Consider the following 18,553-nt stretch of genomic DNA (forward strand, 5'->3'; position numbering starts at 1 on the left):
CAGATTACCTGCTATAATTACCTTTGAGACAAACGATCTTGGTAATAATTAACAATCTGCGCTGCTACCTCACTAGGGGTAAGTCCATCGGTTTGCACTTCCACTGCATCGGCGGCTTTTCGCAATGGGGAAATTTTGCGAGTGCTATCTTTATAATCTCGTTCAGCAATATCCCGTTCCAGTTGTTCTACACTAACTTCTGGTTGACCTTGTTTTGTAAAGTCTTGCTGACGACGACGGGCGCGTTCACCCACTGAAGCCGTTAAGAAGATTTTCACTTCTGCATCTGGGAAAACATGAGTACCAATGTCTCGGCCTTCAGCTACTAAACCACCCCTTTGACCCCAGTTTTGCTGTTGTTGAACCAGGGCTTTGCGGACTGCATTTTGCGCGGCGATCGCCGATACTTGTGATGTCACCTCAATACTCCGAATTTCTTGAGTGACATCAATACCATTAATCCATACTTGTACGGGAAATTGTAGATTTTGACTAGGAGTAAGTTCAATTTTACACTGGTTCGCTAATTCAGCGATCGCACATTCATCATCAATAGCAATGCCTTCTTGCAGCACTAGCCAAGTGATAGCACGGTACATTGCACCAGTATCTAAATAGACTAACCCTAACTGTGTTGCCACTTGGCGAGCCACGGTAGACTTACCCGCACCAGCAGGACCATCAATGGCGATAATCGGTTGGCGTAGCCCGTTGTAAACATCGCGCAAGATGGTATTATCAATCAAACGAGTAGAACCTAGACGGGTTGCGATCGCCAGCATTCCTTCCTCCTCAATTTTTCCTAAAAACATCAATGTAGTCGGTTCAACCAATTCAATATATTCCACATAGATAGTGCTGACTTTTGCCACTTCTTCCCACACCAATGCTATCAGCCGGCTGCTGTTGCGAACGCCAGCACGAAACGCCGCTTCAGCTTGCTGCAAGCCTTTAAATAACACTGTTGCTTGCTCTTTTTCTGTTGCAGTCAAATATTGATTACGAGAACTCAAAGCCAAGCCAGACGCTTCCCGCACTGTTGGACAAGCAACAATCTCTACTGGCAAATTTAAATCAGCCACCAGACGTTTAATAACTGCTAGTTGCTGGCCATCTTTTTGACCAAAGTAAGCTCGGTCAGGCTGTACCAAATTGAAAAGCTTGGTGACAATTGTCGCCACACCTTGAAAATGACCCGGCCGATATCTACCACACAAGCTACTTATCATACCAGATGGAGGGATTACTTGTGTCACTTGATTTTCTTGTATATTCTTCTGAGCAATTCCCATTTCTTCCGGAGTAGGGACAAAAATCGCATCAACTCCCGCTTGTTCACACAATTTTCGATCTTGCTCTAAAGTCCGAGGATAGCGTTGATAATCCTCATTTGGTCCAAATTGTAGGGGATTGACAAAAATACTAACAATCACAGTAGAATTTTCTTGCCTAGCTCGTTGCATTAGGCTTAAATGACCTGGATGCAGTCCGCCCATAGTGGGGACTAAACCAATTTTTGTAGGATACCAAGTAGTCTGATCATCAAATAATAGCTCGTCTGAAAGCTGGAGATTGGTTTCCCAGCGACGTTGATTTAAATAACAGCGTAAAGCTGCAACTGTTGTCAGCAAGCGCACAAAATACCCCTAGTTCTTCTCTATCCTCTCCCCCGTTAGTTTATATCTAAAATCGGGGTTAGGGATGAGTGAACCAGGGGAATTAAACAATAGTGAAGAGCGAAAAGGAGTTTGTGCGAGGAAGGAGGTTATCTTCCCAAAACCTCAATACGGACTGGAGCAACACCACTGCTCATCATTCCTATCATCCGGGCTGCTCCCAGGGAAAGGTCAATAATTCGACCTCCGATATATGGACCACGATCATTAATTCGCACAACCACAGATTTACCATTCCGGGTGTTAGTTACACGAACTTTTGTACCCATAGGTAAGCTACGATGGGCTGCTGTCATGGCTTCGGGATTAAATCTTTCACCATTGGCGGTTTTTCTACCAGCCCAATCATAACCGTACCAAGAAGCTATACCCTTGAAGTTGAGTTTGATGCGACCTGCTACTTGTTGCGGTAGGTTTGGCAGTGATATTTGATTTTTTGGTAAGTTGGCAATTTGGCTGATAGGAGAAGCATTACCTATGAGTCTCCGCAGGCGATTGGTTGCTTGTAAGGCATCTTGTGCTAGATTATTTGTAGTATCTGCTAGTTGGGTGGCTTCATTGATTTCCACCAATTCTTTACCGTTGATTTTGATGGTGTAGCGATCAGGTTGCTGTTGAACAGACGAGCCTTTGTCTTGGGCTTTGTTATTATTGACTGGAGATTTTTCCCCTGTTTTCCAGCTAACGGTAATTTTGCTTGCGTCTGCATTCTCCCGCATCAACTGGTTGATTTGAGCGGCTACTAAGCTGGCTCTCTGTACTGGGTCATCGGCAATAATCGTGTTAGGAGATTTACTCACATCCATCACACTTCCTACACTGGCTACCTTAGCTGATTTACCACCGGTCTGGGCATCAGTGCTAACGCCTTCTGCTTTTCCTATTGTTCCCACTTTTGTTTCTGTACTGGCGACTGGCGCAGAACTCACAAAGGTCAGAACGGGAATGTTTCGGATGTAAAGGGTTGCCGCTTGACGGCCTTCAATGCTGTGAGGATGAATCTGTGTGTTCACAGCATCTAAGGAGGGTTCCTGTTTCGGGGATTGATACTCTCCCACTTTCACTGCATCTACAGCAGATGCTTGGGTAGTTGGAGCGTTTCCCTTGCTGGTTTGAGTACGACCCACTGCGGGTACACCCAAAACAGACAGAAACACAGCGACAGTAGTCCACAAATGTCTTTGATTCATGCTTCCGATTTAAAGCGACTCTAGAACTTAAGTTTTTTAATTCGTGGGTTTTTCACCTGTGTTGGTGAACTAACCTGCAACTCGAACTCGTTCCGCTTTCACTTTTTGTTTATAACTGCAACAGAGTAACATGAACTTTTGGGCTTGGGGATCAGGGTTTTAGCGTAAGTTTTGCTCTGGTTCTCCCAATTTTTCTTGGGTTTTATCGGTCAAAACCTTTTGCAAATCAGGTTTTTGGATTTGTAACATTTTTTTTCGGGATCTGAATAATTTTTTATGAACATGAAATATGAAGCTGATTTTAGCTGAAGATGTTAATACCGTGATTATTTGATCCCAGCTATTTAATCATAGTAATATATATAACTCAAAAAATTCAATAATTTTAGTCTTTATTATAACTTACTAGCCTTACTTATAAATGTTTTTACCGAAAAATTGTATTTGTTCGTTTTGAAGCATTAACAGAAAAATCATCAATAATTAATGTTTTTTTTGCTAAAAAGTTTGATAAAAAGAGTTACAATATAACTTTTGTAATTTTCAGAAGTTAATATAATATGCTACAAAAGCTACTGCAAACACCTTCACCAAAATATTATTTATTTTTATTTATTTAAAATTTATTGTTCAATAATTTTACAGTTGACAAATATTCTTTTTTATGATTTAAGCATTGGTTTCATCAAAAAAAAGTAATGATGGGAAAATAGAGAAAAAGTTGTCAGGTTGTAAAGTAGAGTTTTTTAGGTATTAAAAATTACTTTTTGCTGATAACCACAACTAATCCATCAACTATCATATTTATTTGCAAGTTATCAGCCTTATGGCAAACTCACAAGATCGAGAAACTGGTTCATCACTATTTTTAGAAGTTCTCAAAGATTTGCATTACCTGTACCAATCTCTACAAGAGGGTACAGTCGCAAACTACATTCCCGAACTAGCAAAAGTAAACCCCAACTTATTTAGTATCTGTATTGCTACTGTAGATGGCCAGATTTATGAAGTTGGTGATTATCAACAGCTATTTACTATCCAGTCGATTTCCAAAGTATTTGTTTATGGACAAGCTTTAGAAGATCATGGACGGGATTATGTGTTAACTAGGGTGGGAGTAGAACCGACTGGAGACGCATTTAACGCGATTATTCTTGATGAACAATCAAAGCGACCCTACAACCCGATGGTAAACGCAGGAGCTATAGCCACTACCAGTTTAATTAAAGGTAATGGAGCGACAGAACGCCTTAATCGCTTATTAGAAATGTATAGGCGTTATATTGGACGAGATGTATTTGTAGATATTTCGGTATTTACTTCCGAACGCAGTACAGGACACCGCAACCGCGCTACTGCCCATCTTATGCTAAATTTTGGCATGATTGACCAAAATATTGAAGAAGCACTAGATTTATATTTTCAACAATGTTCTGTGATGGTAAATTGTCGGGATTTAGCTGTGATGGCTGCTACTCTCGCTAATAAAGGAATTAACCCGATTACTAAAGAAAAAGCAGTAGATAGTTGTTACATCAAAGATATATTGAGTGTGATGTATACCTGTGGGATGTATAACTTTGCAGGTGAATGGGCGTATAAAGTAGGAATCCCGGCGAAAAGCGGCGTTTCTGGGGGAATTCTCGCCGTTGTTCCTGGGCAGATGGGAATTGGAGTGTTTTCACCTCTCCTAGATGGGCGTGCTAACAGCGTGCGGGGGGTGAAGGTGTGTGAGGAACTGTCTCAACGCTTGGGGTTACATTTGTTTGAGTGTGAGAACAGGGAATAGGGAATAGGGAATAGGGAATAGGGAATAGTTTTTGTAGGTTGGGTTAAGCGATAGCGCAACCCAACAAAAGCTTATAAACGTTGGGTTTCGTTCCTCAACCCAACCTACCTGATTTTATTTTTTCAGCTTAACCGACAAGTATTGAATAGGGAATAGGGAATAGTGTTAACCCCCTGACTCCTGAACTCCTGATAGCGAAGCGTGGCGAAGCCATACTCCTGAACTCCTGAACTCCTGAACTCCTGCCCCCTGACTCCTGCCTTCTGTTGCTAAATTAACAGTGGATGTTATCTACAAAAAATCAACAATGATATCTAATACTGCATCATTTCCCGATATTCAAAATCATTGGGCGCGGTTATTTATTCAGGCTTTAGCCCAACGGCGAATTTTAAATGGCTATCGTGATGGTAGTTTTCGCCCTAATAGCCCTGTTACTCGTGCTGAGTTTGCGGCGATTATAGCTTCTGTACTGACAACAACCAAAAAACGGGATTATGTACCTTTTGGAGATGTACCTGTTACACTTTGGGCTAATAGTGCAATTAGAAAAGTTTACGAAACTGGATTTTTGGTTGGCTACCCTGATCAGACTTTTCGCCCTAATGATAGTATTTCCAGGGGTGATGTTTTAGTTGCGATGGTGAATGGTTTGGGAATTGCTAGTCAAGTCCAACCTGATTTGGTGAGTAAATTAGGACAAATCTATCAAGATGCGGCAACAATTCCTAACTATGCTATCAATCAGGTGGCGATCGCCTCTAGTGTTGGTTGGGTAGTGAGTTATCCAAATATCAAATTACTCAATCCCAGGATGGCTGCGACTCGTGCTGATGTGGCTGTGATGGTATATCAGGCTTTGGTATATCTGGGAAGGGCAGAAAAAATTGCTTCTGAATATATAGTAGTAGTACCATTGTCTGGAAACCAACCCAGGACTGTGAGGGTAAGTCATAACCGGGAGTTTCGGGGTGCTTGGATCACAACTGTGTGGAATAGTGATTGGCCTTCTAAACCAGGGTTGAGTGTTGAACAGCAGAAAACGGAATTACTGCAAATTATTCAACAATTACAATCTTTAAATTTTAACGCCTTAATTTTACAGGTGCGTCCAGAAGGTGATGCTTTATATGCTTCTAGTTTAGAACCTTGGAGTGCTTGGATTACGGGAACTCAGGGAAAAGCACCAGAACCATTTTATGATCCTTTAGAATTTGCGATCGCTGAATGTCATAAACGCAATATTGAAGTTCATGCTTGGTTCAATCCTTACCGTGCCAAAACCACTACTAAAAGTGGTGCTAATGTCCGTCCCCATATAGCTATAACTAATCCTGAAGTTGTCTATCAATGGGGTAATCAATTATGGATGGACCCCGGCTCAAAAATTGTTCAAGATCGAGCTTACAATGTCATTATTGATGTTCTCAACCGTTACGATGTAGATGGGATTCATCTTGATGATTATTTTTACCCCTATCCTATATCTGGTCAATCTTTCCCTGATAATAAAACTTATGCAGCTTATCAAGCAAATGGGGGTAAACTGAGCTTAGAAGATTGGCGACGGGAAAACGTTAATCAAATGGTATTGCGTTTATCAGAAGGAATTAAAAAAACTAAATCTCATGTTAAATTTGGGATTAGTCCTTTTGGGATTTATCGCCCTGGACAACCAGCAGGAATTGTGGGTTTAGATCCCTATAATGCTCTTTATGCTGACTCTAGAAAATGGTTGCAAGAAGGTTGGATAGATTATTTAGCACCGCAACTTTATTGGCGGACTGATCAAACACAACAAAGTTATGAAGTCTTGTTGAAATGGTGGACTGAAGCTAATACCAAACAGCGACATATTTACGCCGGAAACAACATTTCCAAACTAGATGGTAAAGCTTGGAAAAATTCAGAAATTGAAAAACAAATTCTCATTTCTCGGAACTTAGCTAAAAATTTGTCCTTGGGAAATATATTTTTTAGTATGAATGCTATCAAAGAAAATCTCCAAGGTATTGCTGATCAATTTAAACAGGTTTATTATTCTCGTCCGTCCATAATTCCTACTATGTCATGGCAAAGTCAAAATCCTCCTTCTCCTCCCAAAGAAATTAAATTTGAAAATGGTAGATTAAATTGGCAAAGAGGTGATGATAAACCCGTGCGTTCTTGGACTCTTTACCGTCAAAGTGGAGATAATTGGATAATTCAGCGCATTTTGTCTGCTGGTACTACTTTTGCTACTGTACCACCGGGAACTTATGCGGTGTGTGCGGTGGATAGGTTGGGTAATGAAAGTGTGGGTGTGGTAATTACTGTAACTTAATCTGAGGAAGGCAGATGATTATGGCGATCGCACTTTGGCAATTTTGTCCAGGTGCGTTTTTTAACTTCTGTCTGAATCAGGATGTCCAGGATTTGAGGATTTACAGGATGTTGATTTTTCTGGTGATGGCGATCGCACTTTGGCAATTTTGTCCAGGTGCGTTTTTTATTGTCTGAATCAGGATGTCCAGGATTTGAGGATTTACAGGATGTTTATTCAGTATAGTTAGTCATGATAAAATGAGAAAAGGGCGGTAAAATACCGCCCAAAAATATTAATATCAAATTAATGAAAACAGATACCATATTTTACCGCTTATTTCAAGAAATACCAAGTATTTTTTTTGAACTCATAGGTGAATCTCCCGAACTAGCCGAAAATTATGAGTTTTCCTCCATTGAAGTCAAACAAACAGCTTTTAGAATAGATGGAGTCTTCTTACCTCAAGAAACTACAGAAAATCCCATCTATTTCCTAGAAGTGCAATTTCAGCCAGATGAAGACCTTTATAGCAGACTATTTTCGGAAATATTCTTATATTTACGCCAAAATAAACCCAAATGTGGATGGAAAGGAGTAGTAATATATCCTAGTCGTGCTGTAGATGAAGGTAATATTCAGGACTATGAAGAATTTTTCCTGAGTCAACGAGTGAGGGTGATTTATTTAGATGAAATTGAAGAAACAACATCATTACCCATTGGGATTGCTACAATTAAATTAATCATTACCAATGAAACACAAGCCGTCACTCAAGCTAGGGAATTAATTAATCGTACCAAACAAGAGGTTAAGTCTCAACCCAAACAACAACAAATATTAGAAATCATCGAGACAATTTTAATTTACAAATTTCCAAGAATGAAGAGGGAGGAAATAGAATCAATGTTTGGACTAAGTGATTTAAAACAAACTAGATTTTATCAAGAAGCTAAAGAAGAAGGAGAACTCAAAGCTAAATTAGAAGCTGTTCCTGGGTTGGTAGGATTAGGTTTGAGTCAAGAACAAATTGCTCAAGTTTTGAATTTAAGTATTGAGGAAGTGAAGAACATTATCGAGAAAATGTCAAGGTGATAGGTGATAGTTAATTGATGGAATTTGTCTGAATCAGGATTTTCAGGATTTTCAGGATTTTGATGTTTATGGTGATGGCGATCGCACTTTGGCAATTTTGTCCAGGTGCGTTTTTTAACTTCTGTCTGAATCAGGATGTCCAGGATTTGAGGATTTACAGGATTTTGAACTTTCCTATGTAACAGATAGTAAATTGACAAACCAATATACTTGGTGGTATAAAAGTAATAACACACAAATAGTTTTATACATTTTACACAAAATTATCTATGTTTATCATTGATGATGTTATTGGGGCGTTAGTTGAAGAAGCAGTAGGAAAAGCATTAGAGAAATTAGATCACAGTGAAACCAGATTAAAACTCTTAAATAAATTTGGCTTAAAACAGGATGTCCCCCCCAATGACTTTGATGGTGTTTATGTTTACACCTTGATTGAATATGGAGTAGGTAAACCAAAGGTTATTTTACAGTTATTGAAAGAAGCAGAAATTAAACAAGAATTTCAAACAGCATTTAGTCAAAATAAAAGTTTTAATTTCCAAAAATTAGATGATTATATTGATAGTTTTGCTATTGGTGATCAAATTAAACAAAAAAATATTGATTATCAGCGAGAAATAGCAGAATTCGCTAGATTATTTATTGAAATTGCCAAACGTGCCAGAACAGCGACAGAAATTTTACAAGATCATAAATTCGATAATTTACAACGTAGTTTAAATCAAATTCGGGAACAAGTAAACCAACTCAGTTTACCAGCAATTCAAGATCAAATTCAAAAACTTACACAAAGTTATCAACAACTTTTACCACCAGCAGAAACAATAAGAGAAACAGAATTATGTAAACAATTAAAAACCTGGTTTGAAACACTGGGGTACAAATTTGAAAAACACGAAGTTTTAGAACCAGAACATTTTGAATTGATTATTAATATTCCCAAACGGCGAGGATATGACAGAATTTTTATTCGCGGAGTGGAAGCAGAAGCAAGTATTCATGATGTCAATGCAATTAAAGAAGCTGTAGAAACTCACAAAACAGATGAAGGTTGGGTTGTTGCACCGCGCAGAGTTAGTAAATTAGCCAGAAATGAAGTTAAAGAAAATCAACAAATTTTCTGTTATACCTTTGATGAATTAATCGAAGCTGATGCGGATTTTAGTGGTTATTTCGATTGGTTAGAGAATGAAGTGAAAAGCAGAGGAATTGATAAATATTATGTTCCCTTAGCTTGTAGAAAAGAAGAAATTAACCCTAGAAATAAACAGCGAATAGGTGTGAGTCACTATGGTAAAGAAGATGGATGGATTGAACGTTATATTAATGAATGGTTATCTGATCCTGCTAAACAACATTTATCAATTTTAGGGGAATTTGGCACAGGTAAAACTTGGTTTGCTTTCCATTATGCTTGGGTAGCATTACAAAAATATCGCCAAGCAAAACAAGAAGGTGCAACTATTCCCCGGATTCCTTTATTAATTCCTTTAAGAGATTATGCTAAAGCAGTAAGTATTGAATCTCTTTTTTCTGAGTTCTTTTTCCGTAAACATGAAATTGGTTTAGCGGGATATTCTGCATTTGAACAGCTAAACCGGATGGGGAAATTATTATTAATATTTGATGGTTTTGATGAAATGGCCGCAAGGGTAGATCGTCAAGCAATGATTAATAATTTCTGGGAATTAGCACAAGTTGTAGGAACAGAAGGGACAAAAGCAATTTTAACTTGTCGTACTGAATATTTCCCAGAAGCATTGGAAGGAAGGAGACTTTTAAGCGCGGAATTACAAGCATCTACTAAAAAATTAACTGGAGAAACACCCCAATTTGAAGTTTTAGAATTAGAAAAATTTGATGATGAACAAATTCAACAAGTTCTTAGTTTTAAAGCTCAACCAGAAACCGTTGAAGCTGTAATTAATAATGAAAAATTATTAGACTTGGCACGTCGTCCGGTGATGATTGATTTAATTATGGAAGCATTACCGGATATTGAAGCTGGTAAACCTGTGGATATTTCCCGTGTTTATCTTTATGCGGTGCGTCAGAAAATGGCACGGGATATTAAAGCTGACCGCACTTTTACCTCAATGGCAGATAAATTATATTTCCTGTGTGAATTATCTTGGGAAATGCTGTCAAATGATAAAATGACTCTGAATTATAAAGAATTTCCCGATTTAATTCGGAATTATTTTGGCGAAAAAGTCCAAGAACAAAAAGATTTAGATCATTGGCATTATGACATGATGGGGCAAACCATGTTAATTAGAAATGCTGATGGTGACTATTATCCTGCCCATCGGTCATTATTAGAGTTTTTTGTTGCTTATAAATTGGGACGAGAATTAGGAATTTTAGCAGATGATTTTCAGGGATTGGTAGAATTTCTGCCTTATGATCAGGGAACAACTGATTTAACACAAACTTTTGGTAAAACTCTCTTATCTAAAGCCGTGTTAGATTTGATGTCTCCTATGTTATCGGATTCTGCTAATCAACGTTTATTAGAAGTGGTTAAATCTACGAAAGGTAAAACCGAGGAAGAAGTTGGTTATTTGGGCAGTAATGGAGTGCAATTACTAATTAAAGGTGATAGGTTTGCATTAGCAAAACAAGATTTGAGTGAAACAGTTATACATGGTGTGAATTTTAGTTTAGCTAGTTTGTATAAGGTTGATATAACTGGTACAAATTTAAGAGATGCTTGTTTTGCAAAGGCATTAGGATCAGTTTATTCTGTTGCTTTCAGTTCAGATGGAAAATACCTTGTTACTGGAGATGTTGATGGTAGAGTCCAAATTTGGAATCCTTTAACAGGACAGGAACTATTATTACTTTTTGGTCATAGCAATATTATTAGAACAGTTGTCTGGAGTGCAGATGGAAAAACCTTGGCTAGTGGTAGTGATGATCAAACGGTAAAACTGTGGGATGTGCAGTCTGGGAACTGTGTGCGGACTTTACAGGGTCATAATAGTTGGGTTTGGTCAGTAGCTTGGAGTGCAGATGGAAAAACCTTGGCTAGTGCTAGTCATGATCAAACGCTGAAACTGTGGGATGTGCAGTCTGGAGACTGTGTACGGATTTTACAGGGTCATAGCAATATTATTAGAACAGTTGTCTGGAGTGCAGATGGAAAAACCTTGGTTAGTGGTAGTGAAGATCAAACGGTGAAATTGTGGGATGTGCAGTCTGGGGACTGTGTGCGGACTTTACAGGGTCACAGCAGTTGGGTGAGGTCAGTAGCTTGGAGTCCAGATGGAAAAACCTTGGCTAGTGGTAGTCATGATCAAACGGTGAAACTATGGGATGTGCAGTCTGGGGACTGTGTGCGGACTTTACAGGGTCATAGCTATTCTGTTAGTTCAGTGGTCTGGAGTAGAGATGGAAAAACCTTGGCTAGTGGTAGTGCTGATAAAACGGTAAAACTGTGGGATGTGCAGACAGGAGACTGTGTGCGGACTTTACAGGGTCATAGCAGTTGGGTTTGGTCAGTAGTCTGGAGTGCAGATGGTCAAACTTTAGCCAGTGGTAGTGAAGATCAAACGGTAAAACTGTGGGATGTGCAGTCTGGGGACTGTGTGCGGACTTTACAGGGTCATAGCAGTTGGGTGAGGTCAGTAGCTTGGAGTCCAGATGGAAAAACCTTGGCTAGTGCTAGTCATGATCAAACGCTGAAACTGTGGGATGTGCAGTCTGGAGACTGTGTGCGGACTTTACAGGGTCATAGCAGTTGGGTGAGGTCAGTAGCTTGGAGTCCAGATGGAAAAACCTTGGCTAGTGCTAGTCATGATCAAACGCTGAAACTGTGGGATGTGCAGTCTGGAGACTGTATGCGGACTTTACAAGGTCATAGCTATTCTGTTAGTTCAGTAGTCTGGAGTGCAGATGGTCAAACTTTAGCCAGTGGTAGTGAAGATCAAACGGTAAAACTGTGGGATGTGCAGTCTGGGGACTGTGTGCGGACTTTACAGGGTCATAGCAGTTGGGTGAGGTCAGTAGCTTGGAGTCCAGATGGAAAAACCTTGGCTAGTGCTAGTCAGGATCAAACGGTAAAACTGTGGGATGTGCAGTCTGGGGAATGTGTGCGGACTTTACAGGGTCATAACAGTTGGGTTTGGTCAGTAGCTTGGAGTCCAGATGGAAAAACCTTGGCTAGTGGTAGTGATGATCAAATGGTGAAACTGTGGGATGTACAGTCTGGGGAATGTGTGCAGACCTTACAGGGTCATAGCAGTTGGGTAAGGTCAGTGGTCTGGAGTCCAAATGGTCAAACCTTAGCTACCAGTAGTGCTGATAATACCGTGAAACTGTGGGATGTGCAGTCTGGGAACTGTATGCTGACTTTACAAGGTCATAGCAGTTGGGTGTGGTCAGTAGCCTGGAGTGGAGATGGTCTGACCTTGGCTAGTGGTAGTGTTGATAATACGGTGAAACTGTGGGATGTCCAGTCTGGGAAATGTATCGCTACCTTTGACCATAGGTTATATGCAGGGTTGAAAATCAAGGGGGTGAAGGGGTTAAGCCGGGCGGAAATATTAACTTTGAAAGCATTGGGCGCGGTAGAGTAGGATGACAGTACACAAAGGTGAAAACTCATTAAATATCCCCAACTACTTTTATTACCCTTTTCATTTACTACCAACATTATCTTACAAATCAGGGATCTGAATATCATCCTGTAAATCCTTAAATCCTGGTTATCCTGATTCTGACAAATAAAATTCCTAAATTTTTAGTAATTGATAATGAAACAAAGACTAGATACACTATTAGTAGATTTGGGTTTATCTCCTTCCCGTCAACAAGCACAAAGACTAATTCAAGCCGGCGAAGTTATGGTAAATCAAACAGTAATTGATAAACCAGGAACAGAAGTAGATACAACCGCAGAAATTCAAGTTAAAGAACGTCCACCTTTTGTTTCTCGCGGTGGTGAAAAACTTGCAAAAGCATTAAAAATATTTGGTATTTCTGCAAATCAAAGAATCTGTTTAGATGGGGGAATTTCCACTGGTGGTTTTACAGATTGTTTATTACAAAATGGTGCAGAAAAGGTTTATGGAATTGATGTAGGATATGGACAAGTTGACTGGAAAATTAGAAATGATGAACGAGTAATTTTAAAAGAACGTACCAATTTACGGGAATTACAACCAGAACAATTATATATAGATAATGCCCCATTTCCAGATTTAGCAGTTGTAGATGTTTCCTTTATTTCTTTAACCAAAGTTTTACCAGCAATTTGGCGTTTAACCCAAGCACCAAGGGAAGCAGTTTTATTAGTTAAACCACAGTTTGAAGTTGGTAAAAATCGTGTGGGTAAAAAAGGAGTAGTCCGTGATTCTAAAGATCATGCAGATGCAATATTCCAAGTTTTAAAAACAGCGTTAGAATTAGGATGGCAATATCAGGGTTTGACTTTTTCTCCCATTACTGGACCTGCGGGAAATATTGAATATTTGTTATGGTTAGGAATGGAAAGTGAAACATCAGCACTGGAGTTAATAACTATTCAAGAAATTACTAAAAATGCTGTACAGGAGTTGACAAAAAATGAACAGTAATTATCAATTGTGGTTAGATGCAACCATTGAAAATTTAAAACATCGTGATTTTGATAACTTAGATATTGATTTATTAATAGAAGAAATTGAAGAAATGGGTGGCAGTTTAAAAGATGCTTTAGAAAATAATCTCATTGTGATTTTAGCCCATCTTTTAAAATGGAAATATCAACCGGAAAAACGTTCTGGAAGTTGGCGAGGAAGTATCAAAGAACATCGCCGCAGAGTTAATAAATCTATACAAAAACATCCCAGTTTAAAAAATTACTATGATAATATTTTTGGAGAAAGTTACTATCCTGCGGTAGATTGGGCAATAGAAGAAACAGGATTATCACCGGATATTTTCCCAGAGAAATGTCCTTTTACTTCTGAAGAAGTCTTAGACAATGACTTCTTACCAAATCCTTAATCATGCTCGTAATTGCGCTTCAGCGCAAAAATACCAACAACATCACCAAAAAATCATCCATAACCAACCCATAGAGTTAAAATAGGGAAATTGTCAAAATATAGAAAATCAAATGTTTTGGGCTGATAAAATCGCTGCTGATGCACAAGGTTTCCAGGTAGTTAATGATTCTAAAACTCCTTCAGGACGGGTCCACGTCGGATCATTGCGGGGTGTGGTTATCCATGATGTTATTTACCGTGCCTTGAAACACGCAGGTAAGCCCGTAAAATTCATGTACGGTGTGGATGACTACGATGCACTAGATACCGTTCCCAAATATTTAGACAAGGCAAAATTTAAGCCTTATTTGGGTTTTCCTCTGTGTAATGTACCTTCTCCTGGTGAGGGTGCGAGTGATTATGCTAAATATTTCATTGGCGAATTTTTTGAAATTTTCGAGTATTTAGGAATTAAACCAGAAACTTATTTTTTACGTGATTTATATCGTTCTGGTAAACTTAATTCCCACATTGACACTTTCTTAAAAAATGCTCACTTGGTAAGAGAAGCATATAAAGAAGTGAGTAAAGGCGATCGCCCAAATAACTGGTATCCTTTTCAAGTTATTTGTGAAAATTGCGGGAAAATCGCCACAACTGTAACTACAGATTATAACGGTTCAGAAGTTTTTTACACTTGTAAAGAAGATGCAACTAATTATGTAAAAGGTTGTGGTCATTCTGGTTGGGTTTCTCCTTTTAATGGTAATGGGAAATTACCTTGGAAAGTAGAATGGGTTGCAAAATGGGATGTTTTAGGTGTAACCATTGAAATGGCAGGAAAAGACCACTCGCAAAAAGGTGGTTCTAGGGATGTAGCGAATGCAATTTCTCGCAAAGTTTTAGATAAACAACCGCCTTTTCATTCACCTTATGAATTTATTCTTGTGAATGGTACAAAAATGAGTTCATCTAAAGGTGTGGGTTCAAGTGCGCGGGAAATTGCTGATTTATTACCACCTGAGTTATTACGGTTTTTAATGTTAAGAACTCAGCCAAAAACTGTAATTAATTTCTCTCCCAACTATGAAACAGTTACTCGGTTATTTAGGGATTATGATACTTTAATTAGTAAGTATCAAGATAATTCTGAATTGACTGAAGAATTAATGTCTTTATTTTATGCCCAGTTGGGTGAGGAAATTAAACCTTTCCAACCTTTTGATTACAGTACCTTAATTTCCCTGCTGCAAGTTCCCCGTTTAAATATTCAGGATGAGGTTGTACAAAGAACTGCAAATCCTTTAACTGAATATGATCAATTTATTGTCAATCAAAGAATTAATTCTGCTCAAAAGTGGTTGCAAGACTACGCGGATGAGGAAGAAAAGTTAGTTTTGTATTTGGAACAAGTTCCCGAAAAAGCTAATACTTTAACTGAAGAACAGGTTAGTTATGTACAGAAGTTAGCGGAGAATTTAGAAAATGCTGCTAACTGGGAAGCGGAAGCATTGCAAACTGTGATTTTTACAACTACTAAGGAATTACAAATTCCCCCAGCGAATGCTTTTAAAGCTTTATATTTGGCGTTTTTAAATAAAGAACGTGGTCCAAAAGCTGGTGGTTTGTTCTCTTATTTAGAGAAGTCTTTTGTAATTTCTAGGTTGCAAGAAGTTGTGAATTTGAATCAGTCAAAAGCTGAAGTTTAACTACTTGTTAACTACTTGTTCCCTGTCTCTGACAGGGAATACATTTAATGAGTCTCTGACTCATATTAATACTAGCAGAAGGCAGAGCGTTCTTGATTGCATTCCCAGTTGGGAACTGGGAACGAGAAACGAGAAATTTAAGATTTGATATTTGTTAAGAGTATGGATTTTGAATGGGATACAAATAAAGCATCTGCTAATATAAAAAAACATGGAGTATCTTTTGCTGAAGCAACTACAGTTTTTGGCGATCCTTTATCCACAACATTTCTTGATCCAGATCACTCAATTAATGAAAGTCGTTATATTACAATTGGTTTATCCAGTAGCGGAAAATTGCTGATAATTTCTCATACAGATAAAGGAAACAGTATTAGAATTATTAGTGCAAGAGAAGCAACACGCAGAGAAAGGAGGTTTTATGAATCAGGAGAATAAACCAGAAAATGATGAACTGCGTCCAGAATATGACTTTACTCAACTAGAGGGAGGTGTCAGAGGTAAATATGTGGAACGTTATAAACAAGGAACTAATTTAGTTTTATTAGCACCTGATGTTGCTCAAGCTTTCCCCACAGCAGAAGCAGTCAATGAGGCGTTAAGATTATTAATTAGGTTGGCTAAATCTCAAGTAGAAAATGTTGAGAATATTTAAGCTATAGCATTTACGCTATGGCAAGTGACAGCCTTTTCTTGTTCCCTGTCTCTGACAGGAAATACGTTTTTTGATTCTCCTACTCTCTTTTAATATTAGCAGAAGTCAGAGACTTCTTAATTGCATTCCCAGGTAGAACCTGGGAACGAGGAAAGGGGGGCTAATATTGTTATTAAGTTAAAACCAAATTATCTCGATGAATGACGGTTTCTGCACCTGCATAACCTAAAATTCCTTCAATATCCCGTGAATGACAACCACGAATTTTTTGTAATTCTTCGCTGTTATAATTCACTAAACCCCTAGCAATTTCATTACCGTTAATATCACATATCTGCACTGCTTCTTGATGATCAAATTCTCCTTCTACGGTTTTAATTCCTGCTGCTAATAAAGATTTTCCTGCTTGCAAAATAGCTGTAATTGCACCATCATCTAAATATAATTTACCTGCGGGTACTAAACCGTAAGCTATCCAGCGTTTTCTCGCTGATGTGGGTTCTGGTTGGGGTGCAAAGTGTGTTCCGATGAGTTCCCCGTTGATGATTTTTTCAATGTTGTGGGGAAAACGTCCTTGAGTGATGACGGTTCGCACTCCCGCAGCGATCGCAATTCTCGCTGCTGATATTTTTGTTACCATTCCCCCAGTTCCCCACTGTGAACCCTGTCCCCCAGTTTTTATCTGTAATTCTGCCAATTCCTTCATATTACTAATTAAAGAAATGGGTTTAGCCTCGGGGACTGTCCGGGGATCTGCTGAATATAATCTATCAACGTCTGTCAGTAAAAATAACCAATCTGCCTCAACTAAGCTGGCTACTAAGGCCGAAAGGGTGTCATTATCACCAAATTTTAATTCTTCTATGGCTACGGTATCATTTTCATTGACTATGGGAATTACTCCCAGTCCTAGCAATTCCTGAAAAGTATTATAAACGTTAAGATAGCGGCTACGTTGTACTAAGTCTGCTCTCGTTAATAATACTTGGGCTATTGGTTGTTGTAATGTAGTAAACAAATCGTCATAAATACGCATTAAGCGACCTTGCCCAACTGCTGCTACTGCTTGTTTGAGGGCGATCGCCTTGGGACGTTCTGTTAAACCCAGACGCGCACAACCAACACCTACCGCACCAGAGGACACTAAAATCACATTATGCCCCTGCTGTCTTAAATTACACAGGGTTTCCGTTAAGGTGGCAATGGTGGAAAGTGCTAACTGTCCTGTTTCTGGTTGTGTCAGGCTAGAAGTACCGATTTTAACAACAATTGTTTTAGGCATGGGGCATTAGTCATTTATTTTTCCACTATCAACTATCAACTATCAACTATCAACACATAAAAAATTGTACAGCGCCAATCCCTCTATCGTGAAGGCTGACGCTGTAAGAATTTAAAGTTATTTGTAATCGGCTAGGGTCTTTATTTGCTTGACCCCATGTTATTAATACCTATAATCTCCGATTTTTTGGAAAATTAAGGATTTCTTTAGTATTTCTTTAGATTTACTTTTTTATTGATTTATCAATCTTTGTTAATTTTTGTGTATTTGGGAGAAATAGAAGCGCCAAGTATTTCTGATACCCAAACTTCAAAGTTGCGAATGGGATGGGAACGGAGAACAGTATCAGCGTGAACAATAGGTTCAACTAAAATCGTAAACATTCCTAAGCGATTACCTGCTATGACATCAGTAAATAGGCGATCGCCTACCATACCTACTTGATGTACAGGTAAATTCATTCCTTGTAATGCGGCTCTAATTTTACGACGTGAGGGTTTAGCCGCACCCAGGTAATAGGGTATATTCAGAGAACGGGCAATACTACCAATTCGGGATTCACTGAGATTATTGCTCACTAACCAAAGAGCCACATAATCACGCATTTCTGCTACCCATTGTTCTAGTTCCGGGGAAGCGGCGCTGGCAGTAATGGGTACTAGAGTATCATCAACATCCAAAACCAGCCCTTTGAGTCCATATTGTTGGATGATATCTGGCGTGAGTTGCAAAACTGAACCTTCTAAAATCAAATCTGGTTGTAAAATATTGTTCCAAGTCTTCATAATTCGTAATTCATACATGAGGTGACAGGTGACAGTAATAAGGGAACAGGTGACAGGTGACAGTAATAAGGGAACAGGTGACAGGTGACAGTAAT

Annotated in this window: 14 protein-coding genes; 10 read left to right on the forward strand and 4 right to left on the reverse strand. The window is 38.8% G+C overall.

Annotated features, from left to right (window positions below; genetic code table 11):
* Positions 1-17: 17 nt before the first annotated feature.
* The gene (locus tag K2F26_RS09645; protein ID WP_220611282.1) at positions 18-1,637 is read right to left on the reverse strand and encodes a bifunctional pantoate--beta-alanine ligase/(d)CMP kinase; all 1,620 of its coding nucleotides are present in this window, start codon (positions 1,635-1,637) and stop codon (positions 18-20) included.
* A 128-nt stretch (positions 1,638-1,765) separates the two neighbouring features.
* Complete coding sequence (locus tag K2F26_RS09650) at positions 1,766-2,866, reverse strand: septal ring lytic transglycosylase RlpA family protein (RefSeq protein WP_220611283.1); 1,101 nt, start codon at positions 2,864-2,866, stop codon at positions 1,766-1,768.
* 817 nt (positions 2,867-3,683) lie between these two features.
* On the opposite strand from K2F26_RS09650, the gene glsA reads away from it, so the two are divergent.
* From glsA to K2F26_RS09700, 10 genes are all read left to right on the forward strand, one after another.
* Positions 3,684-4,655: a glutaminase A gene (gene glsA / locus K2F26_RS09655; RefSeq protein ID WP_437441056.1), complete on the forward strand. Its 972-nt coding sequence runs from the start codon at positions 3,684-3,686 to the stop codon at positions 4,653-4,655.
* Between the two features lie 307 nt (positions 4,656-4,962).
* The gene (locus tag K2F26_RS09660) at positions 4,963-6,978 is read left to right on the forward strand and encodes a glycoside hydrolase family 10-like protein (RefSeq protein WP_220611285.1); all 2,016 of its coding nucleotides are present in this window, start codon (positions 4,963-4,965) and stop codon (positions 6,976-6,978) included.
* Between the two features lie 20 nt (positions 6,979-6,998).
* On the forward strand, positions 6,999-7,154 hold the full coding sequence (locus K2F26_RS09665) for a hypothetical protein (protein WP_220611286.1): 156 nt from the start codon (positions 6,999-7,001) through the stop codon (positions 7,152-7,154).
* A 112-nt stretch (positions 7,155-7,266) separates the two neighbouring features.
* Complete coding sequence (locus tag K2F26_RS09670) at positions 7,267-8,052, forward strand: Rpn family recombination-promoting nuclease/putative transposase (RefSeq protein ID WP_220611287.1); 786 nt, start codon at positions 7,267-7,269, stop codon at positions 8,050-8,052.
* 269 nt (positions 8,053-8,321) lie between these two features.
* Positions 8,322-12,635: a WD40 domain-containing protein gene (locus K2F26_RS09675; protein WP_220611288.1), complete on the forward strand. Its 4,314-nt coding sequence runs from the start codon at positions 8,322-8,324 to the stop codon at positions 12,633-12,635.
* Between the two features lie 174 nt (positions 12,636-12,809).
* On the forward strand, positions 12,810-13,634 hold the full coding sequence (locus tag K2F26_RS09680) for a TlyA family RNA methyltransferase (protein WP_220611841.1): 825 nt from the start codon (positions 12,810-12,812) through the stop codon (positions 13,632-13,634).
* Positions 13,624-14,046 (forward strand): DUF29 domain-containing protein, encoded by a 423-nt coding sequence (locus tag K2F26_RS09685; protein WP_220611289.1) that lies wholly within the window; start codon positions 13,624-13,626, stop codon positions 14,044-14,046. Before K2F26_RS09680 ends, K2F26_RS09685 begins: the two co-directional genes overlap by 11 nt.
* A gap of 112 nt (positions 14,047-14,158) precedes the next feature.
* Positions 14,159-15,736: a lysine--tRNA ligase gene (gene lysS, locus K2F26_RS09690; RefSeq protein ID WP_220611290.1), complete on the forward strand. Its 1,578-nt coding sequence runs from the start codon at positions 14,159-14,161 to the stop codon at positions 15,734-15,736.
* A gap of 162 nt (positions 15,737-15,898) precedes the next feature.
* Positions 15,899-16,174: a BrnT family toxin gene (locus K2F26_RS09695; protein ID WP_220611291.1), complete on the forward strand. Its 276-nt coding sequence runs from the start codon at positions 15,899-15,901 to the stop codon at positions 16,172-16,174.
* Entirely contained in the window at positions 16,158-16,391 is a 234-nt protein-coding gene (locus K2F26_RS09700; protein WP_137668561.1) for a hypothetical protein, read from the forward strand. Before K2F26_RS09695 ends, K2F26_RS09700 begins: the two co-directional genes overlap by 17 nt.
* A 172-nt stretch (positions 16,392-16,563) precedes the next feature.
* Here the strand turns inward: K2F26_RS09700 and proB are convergent, their stop codons facing one another.
* Complete coding sequence (gene proB / locus K2F26_RS09705; protein ID WP_220611292.1) at positions 16,564-17,673, reverse strand: glutamate 5-kinase; 1,110 nt, start codon at positions 17,671-17,673, stop codon at positions 16,564-16,566.
* Between the two features lie 242 nt (positions 17,674-17,915).
* Positions 17,916-18,458 (reverse strand): YqeG family HAD IIIA-type phosphatase, encoded by a 543-nt coding sequence (locus K2F26_RS09710; RefSeq protein ID WP_220611293.1) that lies wholly within the window; start codon positions 18,456-18,458, stop codon positions 17,916-17,918.
* Positions 18,459-18,553 lie beyond the last annotated feature (95 nt).

It is taken from the genome of Sphaerospermopsis torques-reginae ITEP-024, assembly GCF_019598945.1.
GTDB lineage: Bacteria > Cyanobacteriota > Cyanobacteriia > Cyanobacteriales > Nostocaceae > Sphaerospermopsis.

Bases quoted from the DNA above. Each gene is read 5' to 3' on its own strand.
- K2F26_RS09650 (WP_220611283.1), bottom strand. From the start codon at position 2,866: ATGAATCAAAGACATTTGTGGACTACTGTCGCTGTGTTTCTGTCTGTT.
- K2F26_RS09660 (WP_220611285.1), top strand. From the start codon at position 4,963: ATGATATCTAATACTGCATCATTTCCCGATATTCAAAATCATTGGGCG.
- K2F26_RS09665 (WP_220611286.1), top strand. From the start codon at position 6,999: ATGGCGATCGCACTTTGGCAATTTTGTCCAGGTGCGTTTTTTAACTTC.
- K2F26_RS09670 (WP_220611287.1), top strand. From the start codon at position 7,267: ATGAAAACAGATACCATATTTTACCGCTTATTTCAAGAAATACCAAGT.
- K2F26_RS09675 (WP_220611288.1), top strand. From the start codon at position 8,322: ATGTTTATCATTGATGATGTTATTGGGGCGTTAGTTGAAGAAGCAGTA.
- K2F26_RS09685 (WP_220611289.1), top strand. From the start codon at position 13,624: ATGAACAGTAATTATCAATTGTGGTTAGATGCAACCATTGAAAATTTA.
- lysS (WP_220611290.1), top strand. From the start codon at position 14,159: ATGTTTTGGGCTGATAAAATCGCTGCTGATGCACAAGGTTTCCAGGTA.
- K2F26_RS09695 (WP_220611291.1), top strand. From the start codon at position 15,899: ATGGATTTTGAATGGGATACAAATAAAGCATCTGCTAATATAAAAAAA.
- K2F26_RS09700 (WP_137668561.1), top strand. From the start codon at position 16,158: ATGAATCAGGAGAATAAACCAGAAAATGATGAACTGCGTCCAGAATAT.
- proB (WP_220611292.1), bottom strand. From the start codon at position 17,673: ATGCCTAAAACAATTGTTGTTAAAATCGGTACTTCTAGCCTGACACAA.
- K2F26_RS09710 (WP_220611293.1), bottom strand. From the start codon at position 18,458: ATGAAGACTTGGAACAATATTTTACAACCAGATTTGATTTTAGAAGGT.